This window comes from Arthrobacter sp. Ms25, from assembly GCF_059090365.1.
Genome location: NZ_JBNHFP010000002.1, coordinates 60,969 through 73,438 on the forward strand (window position 1 = coordinate 60,969; position 12,470 = coordinate 73,438).

Sequence of the window (12,470 nt, forward strand, 5' to 3'; positions counted from 1 at the left end):
CATTGGCGTAGATGTATACGGGAATCTTTTGGGAGTGAATGTGGCGGAATCGACTGAAGCTGAGCGGTTCTCCCTCGATGATGCAGTGGATCCGGAAAGTCCTCTGGGCGTCCAGGAGCAGCAGATACTCGCGTTGGAGCGGGCGTGGTGGAAGTACGCGGGCGCCAAGGAACAGGCCATCAAGGACCTTTTCGGGATGTCGGCCACGAGGTACTACCAGGTGCTGAACGCATTGATCGACACCGAGGACGCCCTCGCCCATGATCCGATGCTAGTCAAGCGGTTGCGTAGACTACGTACGACCCGCCAGCGTGCCCGTACCTCCCACCGCCTGGGTGCCGGTATTTGACGCCGGTTCCCACCACCGATGGCAGCCTAGGATGCGGTGCCACCAGAACAAGGATTGAAACTCCACTATGAGCCAATACCCCCGGGACGAGTTCGACAAGGTCCCCGAGTCCTCGGCGCGGCAGGGCGTGCACCGTGAACGCCTCATCCCGTCCCGGTCAAACGGGCTGGGCCTGCTGATCACCGTGGGGGTCCTCGCGCTGCTGATCGGGCTGGCCGCCTACTTTGTCCTGCCGCGGCTGGGTATCGGAGCCGGCTCCGATGATCCGTCCCCGGCGGCAGAGGATGCGGCGACCGCCTCCGCCTCTGCCTCTCCTACGCCCGGCACCGGGGAGGGAACGGCCTCACCGACCCCGACCCCGACGCCGACCCAAGCTCCGTCGTCGTCGCCGACTCCGACCCCGAGCCCGACTCCTGCCCCCACGGAGCCGGCGATTGATCCCACTCAGCCGGTGTCGGTCTTCAACGCCACCGGCGTCACCGGACTCGGTGCCGGCGTTTCCGGGCGCATGTCCGCTGCAGGATGGGCCGTGGGAACAGTGGCGAACTGGACCGGTGCACCCCAGCAGGGATCCGGCGTCTACTACAGCGCCCCGGAACTTGCGGCCAATGCACGGGAAATCGGCGCCCAGCTGGGCATTCCGGCAATGGAAGTACCCGGCTTCTCCAGCGTCACCGTGGTGCTGGGCCCGGGATTCCAGTAACCGGACCGCTCCGGTAAAAAGACCATAACGTTATCAATACCTTCATAGGTGATCCGGACCACCGTGGTTAGAGTGATGCCAGCCGGCCTGCGCCGCTGATTTCGGCCTCTCCCGGCCGACGACGGCGCCGGTTCCGGCGCCTCCGTCGGCCAAGCATGCCGCCGGGGGGCGGCATTGGAATCTAGGTTGGAGAAACATCATGGCGCAGGGGATCGTCAAGTGGTTTAACGGCGAAAAAGGGTACGGCTTTATTACCCTCGACGAGGCAGAAACGGACGTCTTCGTTCACTGGTCGGCCATCCAGGCATCCGGTTACCGGACCCTGGAAGAAGGCCAGCGGGTGGAGTTCGAAATCGGCCAGGGCCAGAAGGGGCCGCAGGCCGAGGAGGTTCGTGCGCTGTAGGCCACTCTGAGGTGCATCCTCCCGGCTTGGGGGCGGGAGCGGCAGCGGCGGAGCCTCGGCTCCGCCGCTGCTTTTTGCCGTCCGGGCCGGCACGCCTGCCGGTTCCTGTGAACCGCGCGGTATCTCGGCGTGATCGCTTGCACTCAGTGTGTGGGAGTGCTAATTATTGACTTAGCACTCTTGCCGGATGACTGCTAAATGTCCGACGGTGTTGAGTGAACCAGCAAACCCACTGGGGTGAGGAACGGGAAGCGCGTAAAGAGATCGCGCGAGCCGGTCCGTCCGTCGCGGGCACTCCAGCCAGGACTGCAACATTTTGCTCCAAGCATGACTGTTCCGGAAGGACGATAGCCGTTATGGCCAAGATCATTGCATTTGAAGAAGAGGCACGCCGCGGCCTCGAGCGCGGGCTGAACACCCTCGCCGACGCCGTCAAGGTGACCCTCGGCCCGCGTGGCCGCAACGTGGTCCTCGAAAAGAAGTGGGGCGCCCCCACGATCACCAATGACGGTGTTTCCATCGCCAAGGAGATCGAGCTGGACGATCCCTACGAGAAGATCGGCGCCGAGCTGGTCAAGGAAGTTGCCAAGAAGACTGACGATGTTGCCGGTGACGGTACCACCACGGCAACCGTCCTCGCCCAGGCACTGGTCAAGGAAGGCCTGCGCAACGTTGCCGCCGGCGCCGACCCACTGAGCCTGAAGCGCGGCATCGAGAAGGCTGTCGCCGCCGTTACCGCCGAACTGCTTGCTTCCGCCAAGGAGATCGAAACCAAGGAGCAGATCGCTGCTACGGCTTCCATCTCCGCCGGTGACCAGCAGATCGGCGACCTGATCGCCGAAGCACTGGACAAGGTCGGCAAGGAAGGCGTCATCACGGTCGAGGAGTCCAACACCTTCGGCCTGGAACTGGAACTTACCGAAGGCATGCGCTTCGACAAGGGCTACATCTCCGGTTACTTCGTCACCGACGCCGAGCGCCAGGAAACGGTCCTCGAGGATCCGTACATCCTGATCGTCAACTCGAAGATCTCCAACGTCAAGGACCTCGTTGCCGTCCTCGAGAAGGTCATGCAGTCCGGCAAGCCGCTGCTGATCATCGCCGAAGACGTTGAGGGCGAAGCCCTGGCGACCCTGGTGGTCAACAAGATCCGCGGCACCTTCAAGTCCGTAGCCGTCAAGGCACCGGGCTTCGGCGACCGTCGCAAGGCCCAGCTGGCCGACATCGCCATCCTCACCGGTGGCCAGGTCATCGCCGAAGAAGTTGGCCTGAAGCTGGAGAACGCCACGCTGGACCTGCTGGGCAAGGCCCGCAAGGTTGTCGTCACCAAGGATGAGACCACCATCGTGGAAGGCGCAGGCGACGCTGAAGAAATCGCCGGCCGCGTCAACCAGATCCGCGCCGAAATCGAAAACTCCGATTCGGACTACGACCGCGAGAAGCTGCAGGAACGCCTGGCCAAGCTGGCCGGCGGCGTCGCAGTCATCAAGGCCGGTGCGGCAACCGAGGTTGAGCTGAAGGAACGCAAGCACCGCATTGAGGACGCTGTCCGCAACGCCAAGGCTGCCGTGGAAGAGGGCATCGTCGCCGGCGGCGGCGTGGCCCTGATCCAGGCCGGCCTCAAGGCCTTCGCCAACCTGTCCCTCGAGGGCGACGAAGCAACGGGCGCGAACATCGTCCGCGTTGCCATCGACGCTCCGCTGAAGCAGATCGCCTTCAACGCCGGCATGGAGCCGGGCGTTGTGGTGGACAAGGTCCGCGGCCTGCCGGAAGGCTTCGGCCTGAACGCCGCCACCGGCGAGTACGAAGACCTGCTGGCAGCCGGCGTCAACGACCCGGTAAAGGTAACCCGTTCTGCCCTGCAGAACGCAGCCTCCATCGCCGGTCTGTTCCTGACCACCGAAGCGGTAGTTGCGGACAAGCCGGAGAAGGCAGCTCCCGCCATGGGCGGCGCTGACGAGATGGCCGGCATGGGCGGCATGGGCGGCTTCTAAGCCTCCAGCAGTTCCTGTCTGAGTAACCAGGCGCGGCACCCGGTCCGGGTGCCGCGCCTGGTCGTTTAACCCTGTATCGGCCGCAGGGACCACCGTGCCAGCCTGGGCGTCGCCGCCGGCCGGTACGGCGTCAGTGCATAAAAAGCGAGGTGTTGGCGGCCTCCGTTTCGGCATACTGTGCGGAGGCGAAGGCCAGGGCCTGGTTGATGCTGTCCAGGGATTCCTCCACGCGGGCCTGCGTGGCCCGCCAATCGGTGACGAGGCTCTGGAAGTTGGCCGAAGCCGATCCCCGCCAGATTTCGCTCAGCGAGGCCAGCCCGGCCTGCATTCCGTTGACGTCCGCCCGCAGGCGCTCAATGGTTCCCTGTACTTCGGCACTCTTGGCGGCCAGTGCTTCACTGTCCACGGCAAATAACGGCATGTTGTCCTCCTGGTGGCGGGTTGGATCCGGTACCGGCAGGCTAGGCGGTCCGTGAAACCGTCCGCGCCGCGAGGAGGAAGGGATGTGGGCAGCCGCAGCAGTCCGCTGCGGCGGCAGCGGGCTGTGGAGGACGGCATGCCCTGGGCCGCCGTCTGCTGTGGCGTTGCCGGAGCGGGCAGGGCCGTCAGCGGCTGTCGGCGTCGTCCGGGTGCTCGGGGAACTGCTCCGGGGCGTGGTAGGGCAGCCGGATGGCCAGAGTGGCACCGCCGCCCTCCGTCTCGGCCAGCCGCACTGTTCCGTCATGCTGGGCCACCAGGGCGGCCACGATGGCCAGCCCGAGGCCCGTACCGCCGGTTTCCCGGTAGCGGGAGGAATCGGCGCGGTAGAAGCGCTCGAAGACCCGGGCGGCGTCGTCCTCCGAAATCCCGGGGCCGTGGTCGCGCACCTCAAGCACGGCGTCCATCCGGTCGTGGATGACGGGGGCAACCCCCACCGCCACTTCGATGGGCGATCCTGCCGGGGTGTAGCGCAGCGCGTTCGTCATCAGGTTGGCCACGACCTGGCGCAGGCGGGCCTCGTCCCCCATGGTGGGGGCGCTCTGCGGTGCATGGCCGTCCAGCCCCACCACCCGAATCTCCCGGTCCGGGGCGCTGGCACGGGCGTCCAGGGCGGCGTCGTTGCCAAGGATCATCAGGTCCACAGGTTCGTATTCCAGCGGCCGCTGCTCATCCACCCGGGCCAGGGTCAGCAGGTCCTCGACCAGCTGCCCCATGCGTTTGGCCTCGCTCTCAATCCGGCCCATGGCCGCGGAGATCTCTTCGGGTTTCTGGAGTGCGCCGTGCCGGTACAGTTCGGAGAATCCGCGGATGGTCACCAGCGGGGTCCTCAGCTCGTGGGAGGCATCCTGCACGAAGCGGCGCATCTTGCGTTCGGACTGCGTACGCGCCGCGAACGCGGTTTCGATATGGGCAAGCATGGCATTGAGGGACCGGGACAGCCGGCCGATTTCGGTGGCCGGGTTGCCGACCTCCACGCGGCGGGACAGATCGCCGGCGGCAATGGCTGCCGCGGTCTTCTCCACCTGGCTCAGGGGGCGGAACTGCCGGGTGACCGCCCAGTAGGCGATGCCGGTGGCGCCGAGAGTGCCGAGCAGCCCGACGGAAAACACGAGTGACGCCGCCTCATCCACCGTCGCCGCAACCGAGTCCAGGGGGATGGCCACGGCAACCGAACCGGGAAGGTTCTGGAAGTCGTAGATCCGCACCCGCCAGCCTTTGGACGTCGGGGACGTGCCGCGGACATCGAAGCCCTCGGTGTCCATGGCGGCCACCTGGTCCGCGGTGTAGTTCTTCAGATCGGGAATGTCGGCGGCGGATTCCGAATGGGTGGCCGGACCGTGGCTGCCGTCTTCGTTCAGGTAGAGCCCGTAATAGCGGAACAGGGACGCGTCGGTGCTCGGCTCGTTGACAAGCAGGTAACGCGAAACCTTGGAAGCGTTTGCATCAATGTCAGCGTCCAGCCGGTCCACCAGGATCTGGCGCAGCAGGGTGATCGTGGCAATACCCGTGATGGTCACCGTGACCACCATCAGCACCGCCATGATGGCGACCAGCTGCGACCGCAGGGAAGCGGATTTCCAGCGGCGTACCAAGGTCCTAGCGCTTCTCCGAGGACCGCAGGAGGTAGCCCACGCCGCGCTTGGTCTGGATCAGTGCCGGCGCATCCGGGCTGCGGTCGATCTTGCGCCGCAGGTAGGAAATGTAGGACTCCACGATGGAGGCGTCGCCGTTGAAGTCGTACTCCCAGACGTGGTCCAGGATCTGTGCCTTGGACAGCACGCGGTTGGGGTTAAGCATCAGGTAGCGCAGCAGCTTGAACTCGGTAGGGGACAGGTCAATGGTGACCCCGCCGCGGCGCACCTCGTGCGCGTCGTCGTCGAGCTCCAGGTCGTCCACGCGGATGACGGCGTCGTCGTCCTCGAGCGGCTGGGTGCGGCGCAGCACGGCGCGGATACGCGCCACCACCTCATCGAGGCTGAAGGGTTTGGTGACGTAGTCATCCCCGCCGACGGTCAGTCCGGTGACCTTGTCCTCGGTGTCGTCGCGGGCGGTCAGGAACACCACGGGGAAGTGCTGCCCTGCGGCGCGCAGGCGGCGCGTGAGCGTGAAGCCGTCCATGTCAGGCAGCATCACGTCCAGGACCGCGAGGTCGGGGTTGTGGGAGTCGACGGCGGCGAGGGCTTCACGGCCGTTGGCGGCGGCGACGACGTCGAACCCTGCGAACCGCAGCGACGTGGACAGCAGTTCGCGGATGTTGGGTTCATCATCGACAACAAGGAGGCGTGCTTCGGGTGCAGACGATTTGTTCACCCGCCCAGTTTCTTACATTTAGCTGGACGTTGTCTGTAGGCAACCGGAGTGGTTTCTGGAAACAGCCGGTGAGCCCAATGACGCTACACCGGCTTTTCGATGTCCGCGGCATCCAGGATGGAATAGGCGTAGCCCTGCTCCGCGAGGAACCGCTGCCGCTTGGCGGCGAAGTCCTGGTCCAGGGTGTCACGCGACACCACGGTGTAGAAGTGCGCGGCCTTGCCGTCCGCCTTCGGGCGCAGCAGCCGGCCGAGCCGCTGGGCTTCTTCCTGCCGGGACCCGAAGGAACCGGAGACCTGGATGGCCACGGACGCCTCGGGCAGGTCGATGGAGAAGTTCGCGACCTTGGAGACCACCAGGGTGCTGAGGGCACCTTCCCGGAATTCGCCGAAGAGCCGCTGGCGTTCCTTCACCGAGGTGTCGCCCTTGATCACGGGAGCGTCGAGCCGTTCGGCCAGTTCATCCAGCTGGTCCAGGTACTGTCCGATCACCAGGGTCTGCTCGCCGGCGTGCCGTTTCACCAACTGTTCGACGACGCCGGTCTTGGTTTCCGACGTCGAGCACAGCCGGTACTTGTCCGCGTCTTCGGCCATGGCGTAGGCCACCCGTTCATCCCGGGGCAGGTCCACCCGGACCTCGATGCACTCTGCCGGGGCAATATAGCCCTGTGCCTCGATATCCTTCCACGGCGCGTCGTAGCGTTTGGGTCCGATCAGGGAAAAGACTTCACCCTCGCGTCCGTCCTCGCGGACCAGGGTGGCGGTCAGGCCGAGCCGGCGGCGGGCCTGCAGGTCCGCGGTCATTCGGAAAATCGGTGCGGGCAGCAGGTGCACCTCGTCATAGATGATCAGGCCCCAGTCATTGGCGTCCAGCAGCTCCAGGTGCGGATACAGGCCGCCGCGCTTGAGCGTGAGGACCTGGTAGGTGGCGATGGTGACCGGGCGGACTTCCTTTACCGCGCCGGAGTATTCGCCGATCTCGTCCTCCGTCAACGAGGTGCGCTTCAGCAGTTCGTCCTTCCACTGCCGGGCGGAGACGGTATTGGTGACCAGGATCAGGGTGGTGGTGGAACTGGTGGCCATGGCCGCAGCACCCACCAGGGTTTTTCCGGCGCCGCAGGGGAGCACCACCACGCCGGAACCGCCGGCCCAGAAGTTTTCGGTCGCGAGCTTCTGGTACGGGCGCAGCGCCCAGCCGTCTTCCTCGAGCAGGATGGGGTGCGGCGTGCCGTCCACATACCCGGCCAGGTCCTCGGCGGGCCAGCCGAGCTTGAGCAGCAGCTGCTTGAGCTGTCCGCGCATGGCCGACTGCACCACCACGGTCTCGCCGTCGATCCGCGGGCCGAGCAGCGGCTGGATCTTCTTCGCGTGCAGCACTTCTTCCAGCACCGGGTAGTCGGTGGTGCGCAGCACCAGTCCGTGCTGGGGATCCTTCTCCAACCGCAGCCGGCCATACCGGGACATGGTTTCTTCGATATCGATCAACAGGGAATGCGGCACCGGGAACCGGGAATAGGTGAGCAGTGTGTTCAGGACCTGTTCGGCGTCGAGTCCCGCGGCGCGCGCATTCCACAGGCCCAGCGGAGTCAGTCGGTAACTGTGGATGTGTTCGGGGGCGCGCTCGAGTTCGGCAAACGCCGCTATGGCGTGGCGGGCTTCAGTTGCCTGTTCATGATCGACCTCCAGGAGAATCGTCTTATCGCTCTGGACAATCAACGGTCCGTCAACCATGCGCCGGGGTACCCTCCACTATTTCCACGTCCATAATCCGATGTACTGACACTGTGCGTTCGACGTCGCGGCGCGGGTCATAGACCCGGACCCTGCCGTCACTCACTGACAGGGGAACGAAAATCTCCTGCCGCTGATTCCCCTGTGCATCGACTACGCCCATCCGGACCGAACTCCGGGTCCGGATCGCCTTGCGCAGGGTTTCCAGGCTGACCAGGGACTGGCTTTCACCGCCGGCATGCGGGACCGGTCCGCCGCCGCGCAGGGCGGCAAGCTGCCGGTCCATGTCCTCCTCCGTGAGCTCCCACGGGTTCAGCCGGGTCGGGGAGGAAGACGGTGCCGGCACCGGAACCATCCGGTGGGACCCGACAGGTTTGCGGGCCGGGCCCTCGAGCGCCGGGGGATAGCCCAGCTCCCGAAGGGAGAAGGTGAGTTCCTTGGCGGGCACGCTGGCTGCGACAACCGTCGGGGCAAGCCGCACCAGTCCCAGGGACGCGGTCCGCGGATCCGCCAGCAGGGCGTTCAGCCCTGCTTCGTCGTCGCTGCGCAGATACGAGCCGGCAGCTCCGACCCGCAGCCGGCCGTACCGGGCCGCAGTGTCCTCCACCAGGTAGCGCAGCGGCTGGGGAACCTCTGTTGCCGAATGCCGCTGCAGGAAGGCCAGGATGCCGTCGGCGTCGAGCCCTTCATCCAGTGCCCGCCGCACGGAGTCGGCCGAGAACCGGTAGATCGTTGCGGGCCCCTGGCCTTCCGCCGTGGCCACCAGTGCAAGTTCGCGGGCGACGTCCGGTTCCAGGTAGCCGGGCGCCACCGCGGTGAGGTCGGCCTGGAGCAGGAAGGAGTTCAACGGTGCCGGCAGGGCGTCCCGCAGGAGAGAGGCGGCACGGGAATAGTCGCTGCCGGCGACGGCCGAACCCAGGACGGTCAACGCGCCGGAACCCAGCAGGCCCAGCTGTGCAGCTTCCTTCAGGATGCCCGGAACCAGGCGGGCAAAGCGCCGCTGCAGCCGCGGCTGGTGCCAGGTCAGGGCGCTGATCAGGTCCTCGGTTTCGAAGGCGGCGACCGTTTCGTCCTCGCCCGCACTCTCGACGTCGGATAGCGCGGCAAGCATTTCCAGGGCCCGGCGGCGGACAACGGGGGCGTCCGGGCGGGAAACTTCGGCTGCCAGCGCATTTACTGCCCCGCCGGCGGGCAGGGGCGCGCCCACCAGGGACGGTGCCCGGTCCGCGGCCAGCCAGGCTTCCACCAGCCGGCGCCACTGCTCTTCGCGGTTCTGGGTAAGCCAGCTTCCCTCCGTGGCTCCCCAGCGTGAGGTTGCTGCATCCAGGGTGATCAGCCCGGCAATGGCCGCCAGTTCCAGCAGCCAGGATGTAGTTCCGCCGTCCAGCCGCAGGGATTCCGAGAGGCGCCGCACCTCGCGTACGCCCACGCCTCCGGAGCGGAGCGTCCCAACGGGGTTGTCGCCGGCAAGGGCCACCAGTTCCGTCACCAGCCGGAGGGTTTCAGCTACGGCACCGAAGGCAGCGTTGTCCCGGAGGCTGCGGGCAACCCGGCGGGGCACGGGCCGGGGAGCGTCCAGTTGGAAGTCGGCGACAATGACGTGGCCCCGGGAAGCCTGGCCGACGGGCCGGGGGAGTTCCACATGGAGCGCGTCCAGGGGGACCAGGAGCCCGCGGGCCACCAGCCATTCCACCGGGGTGGGAGAGGGGTTGTCCAGGACAGCCCGTCCCAACGCGGCTTTCTTGGGGATGGTGCCCACCGGGGAGTATTTGAACCGGCGCAGCAGCTCGGCCGTCTGGGGTGGAGCTCCATCCATGAGCGCGGCCCAACCTGCAGGGTCGGATACCAAATGATGCAGGGAATGCGCGGCGGTGCCCGGGGTGTCAGCCTTCTCCACCGGCAGTCCGCTGCCCCGCAGTCCGTCGACAATGCCGACCAGGCGCTGCCCGAACTCCGGGTGCTGGGCCGCCAGGGTGGAGTAGGGCCGGCCAAGCCCCGCGGGGTAGGCACCCAGTGCCTCGCCGAGGACGGAGACCGGGAGGTAGAACCGGCGGGACGCATCGGCCTTCGGTGCTCCGGGGTGGGGTTTGGCGCGCCGGAGCAGGGCCAGGGAATGCAGGCGCCCCAGGATCGCGTCGAGGGACTTGATGGTTGAGCCGGCGATAGCGGCTTTCAGCCAGGAGGCAGTGGTGCTGAGCTGGGAATCCTCGTTGGTGGTCAGGTCCACCGTTTCCAGAACCTGCAGCTCCGGAGCGGTCAGTTTTTCGAGGATCCGCTGGACACTGACCCGGGTGGAGGCACGGGCGGCCAGGGCCTGGAAATCCGGGACGGGCGGCAGCGCCAGGTCCGGCCTGGCAGTAAGCAATTCACGCAGTTGTTCGTCACTGCGTGCGGCGAGATCTTCGGCCAAAGCTCGAATCGCGGACATCAAGACCACGTTACCCGAGTGAGGCGGAAAACGGACCGATCAGTTCAGGCGCCGGCGCCTGATTCCGTCGATCATCAGGCCGGCCATCAAAAGGAACGCGAGGGGCAGTGCGTAGAAGGACGCTGCCACCAGCCACGGTGCAACTGCCTGGCCCCCGAGGGAAAGAAGCAGCACCGCCGCAAGCGTTCCCAGGCCGAACAGTGCCAGCACCGCCGCAAGGGCGGCAGCGGTCCGACGCAGCGGAGACCGGCGCGCCGGCAGGGACGGCGCCTGGGGCACCTGCCGCGCCGCGGCTACCTCGGAGGCCCGGAGCTGCTCCGGTGGGGTGTTGCTCATGGTCCTTAACGCTAACAGCGCGAAACCGCGGGACAAAGGGGACCCTCATGGGTGGCCCCGGCCGTCGACGGCCCCGGCACCAGGGCCACAGGCTCTCGGCTAGCATGCCCCCATGATGAACATCGTCTGGTGGGAGGTCGAGACCGCGGCGCCCGAGAAATTCATGTCGTTCCATGGCGGGCTCTTCGGTTGGGTGTTCGCTCCCGCGTTCGAGGATTCCGAGCTCGACGCGGGCTACTGGATTATCAGAAGCGGCGGGTCCGGCATCGGCGGTCTGCAGCGTGCGACCGAAGGAACAGTGCCTACGGCCGGAACCCGGGTCTATTTCGAAACCGACGACCTCGAAGGCTTCCTCTCACGAGTCCGGGAGCTCGGCGGCCACGTCGAGCGAAGCAGAACCGACCTCGGCGGCGATGACCGCTGGTTCGCAACGTTCCAGGATCCCTGCGGGGTGTCCTTCGGCATCTGGACGGATAGAGCCCGCAGCAGTTCTTGACCGCTACGATCCCTTCAACCTGGAGTCCGGGGGTGTTCTCCCGGATCGGTTTGTAGACCACGGGTGTCCCAATCCCTAGTCGGGATATTCTAAAGGGAACAGACTTCCCCGTAGTATCTCTGCAGGTACTCCGGCGCCGCTTCGGGCCTGGCGGGCCAACGCGGGTCACGACCACTCCTGCAGCAGGTGTCCTGCTGCAATTAAACTAAGAACGAGGTAATCGAAGTGCCCATCGGCAAGGTCAAATGGTTCGACACTGGTAAGGGTTTTGGGTTTCTCGCCACGGACGAGGGGCAGGAAGTATTCCTGCACGCTTCTGCCCTGCCTGCAGGGGTCACCGAGGTCAAGCCCGGTACCCGCATGGAGTTCGGTGTCGCTGACGGCCGCCGGGGACCGCAGGCCCTTTCCGCCCGCATCCTCGAGGCTCCGCCGTCGGTTGCCAAGGCAACCCGCAAGGATGCCGAGGACATGGCCGTGATCACTGAAGACCTGATCAAGCTGCTGGACGCGATTTCCAATGGGCTGCGGCGGGGCCGTTACCCGGACAAGAAACACGCGGCCAAGGTGGCTGCCGTCCTGCGGGCCGTCGCCGACGATCTGGATATGTAAGGTTCGTGCGCTGAAGTGACTATGACACCGCTAACACCCCCTATGCCTGAATCCGGGTCCGTCCCGGAAAACGCTGCTCCGGCTGCGCGCAAGCGTGCCCCCCGGCGGCCGGGAAAGCCCGACGCCGTCCTCGCGGACGCCGCTGCCGAGGCCCGCGCCGGCCTGCTCGAAGTGGCGTCCGAGGATGAGATCGGCAACTACCTCGGCGCAGTTGCAGACGCCGACCGGCTCGTGACGCACCGTTTCACCTCCCTCCGCCCCGGTTACCGCGGATGGTATTGGTACGTCACGGTGGCCCGGGCACCTCGAAGCAAGAAGGTGACGGTCAGCGAGGTGGGGCTGCTTCCCTCCAACGAGGCGCTGCTGGCGCCGGAATGGGTGCCCTGGTCGGACCGGCTGCGTCCTGAGGACATCGCGGCCGAACAGGAACTGCAGGCCCAGGAGCGCGCTGCCCAGGAGCAGGCAGACCAGGACCGGAGCGCCCAGGACCAGGGCGGCCAGGATGGGGCCGGCGATAGCCGGACGGACCAGGAACAAACGGATCAGGACCGGTCCGGCGGGCAGCATGCCGGCGCGACGGAAGCCGAGGAGGACGAATAATCCCGTGACGGTTGCGGCAACAGGGTTCACTA

General features: G+C 66.3%; 13 protein-coding genes. 7 read left to right on the forward strand and 6 right to left on the reverse strand.

Going from position 1 to position 12,470, the window contains the following annotated elements; genetic code table 11:
- Positions 1-40 precede the first annotated feature (40 nt).
- From AC5RT8_RS04955 to groL, 4 genes are all read left to right on the forward strand, one after another.
- A complete protein-coding gene (locus AC5RT8_RS04955) occupies positions 41-349 on the forward strand; it encodes a DUF3263 domain-containing protein (RefSeq protein WP_494094602.1) in 309 nt (102 codons plus the stop codon).
- A 67-nt stretch (positions 350-416) separates the two neighbouring features.
- Positions 417-1,052, forward strand: a complete 636-nt coding sequence (locus AC5RT8_RS04960; protein WP_494094603.1) for a LytR C-terminal domain-containing protein — start codon at positions 417-419, stop codon at positions 1,050-1,052.
- 199 nt (positions 1,053-1,251) lie between these two features.
- Complete coding sequence (locus tag AC5RT8_RS04965; protein ID WP_227922942.1) at positions 1,252-1,455, forward strand: cold-shock protein; 204 nt, start codon at positions 1,252-1,254, stop codon at positions 1,453-1,455.
- Between the two features lie 356 nt (positions 1,456-1,811).
- Positions 1,812-3,449 (forward strand): chaperonin GroEL, encoded by a 1,638-nt coding sequence (gene groL, locus AC5RT8_RS04970; protein WP_494094604.1) that lies wholly within the window; start codon positions 1,812-1,814, stop codon positions 3,447-3,449.
- Between the two features lie 130 nt (positions 3,450-3,579).
- On the opposite strand, the gene AC5RT8_RS04975 is transcribed toward groL, so the two are convergent.
- The 6 genes from AC5RT8_RS04975 to AC5RT8_RS05000 all read right to left on the reverse strand — a co-directional run bounded on the left by AC5RT8_RS04975 (position 3,580) and on the right by AC5RT8_RS05000 (position 10,733).
- Positions 3,580-3,870: a WXG100 family type VII secretion target gene (locus tag AC5RT8_RS04975; RefSeq protein WP_494094605.1), complete on the reverse strand. Its 291-nt coding sequence runs from the start codon at positions 3,868-3,870 to the stop codon at positions 3,580-3,582.
- Between the two features lie 184 nt (positions 3,871-4,054).
- Positions 4,055-5,521, reverse strand: a complete 1,467-nt coding sequence (locus AC5RT8_RS04980; protein ID WP_494094606.1) for a sensor histidine kinase — start codon at positions 5,519-5,521, stop codon at positions 4,055-4,057.
- Positions 5,522-5,525: 4 nt separating this feature from the next.
- Positions 5,526-6,239, reverse strand: coding sequence for a response regulator transcription factor (locus AC5RT8_RS04985; protein ID WP_227913521.1), 714 nt, complete (start codon positions 6,237-6,239; stop codon positions 5,526-5,528).
- An 83-nt stretch (positions 6,240-6,322) separates the two neighbouring features.
- Positions 6,323-7,969, reverse strand: a complete 1,647-nt coding sequence (locus AC5RT8_RS04990; protein WP_494094607.1) for a DNA repair helicase XPB — start codon at positions 7,967-7,969, stop codon at positions 6,323-6,325.
- Positions 7,962-10,397 carry a helicase-associated domain-containing protein gene (locus tag AC5RT8_RS04995; protein WP_494094608.1) on the reverse strand — a complete coding sequence of 812 codons (2,436 nt, stop codon included), beginning with the start codon at positions 10,395-10,397 and terminating at the stop codon, positions 7,962-7,964. The genes AC5RT8_RS04990 and AC5RT8_RS04995 overlap by 8 nt, the downstream gene beginning before the upstream one ends.
- A 39-nt stretch (positions 10,398-10,436) precedes the next feature.
- Positions 10,437-10,733: a hypothetical protein gene (locus tag AC5RT8_RS05000; protein WP_494094609.1), complete on the reverse strand. Its 297-nt coding sequence runs from the start codon at positions 10,731-10,733 to the stop codon at positions 10,437-10,439.
- A 112-nt stretch (positions 10,734-10,845) separates the two neighbouring features.
- Here AC5RT8_RS05000 and AC5RT8_RS05005 point away from each other — a divergent pair, with 112 nt between their 5' ends.
- From AC5RT8_RS05005 to AC5RT8_RS05015, 3 genes are all read left to right on the forward strand, one after another.
- Positions 10,846-11,229: a VOC family protein gene (locus tag AC5RT8_RS05005; protein ID WP_494094610.1), complete on the forward strand. Its 384-nt coding sequence runs from the start codon at positions 10,846-10,848 to the stop codon at positions 11,227-11,229.
- A gap of 225 nt (positions 11,230-11,454) precedes the next feature.
- Complete coding sequence (locus AC5RT8_RS05010) at positions 11,455-11,838, forward strand: cold-shock protein (protein ID WP_494094611.1); 384 nt, start codon at positions 11,455-11,457, stop codon at positions 11,836-11,838.
- A 42-nt stretch (positions 11,839-11,880) separates the two neighbouring features.
- A complete protein-coding gene (locus tag AC5RT8_RS05015; protein WP_494094612.1) occupies positions 11,881-12,438 on the forward strand; it encodes a DUF3027 domain-containing protein in 558 nt (185 codons plus the stop codon).
- Positions 12,439-12,470 lie beyond the last annotated feature (32 nt).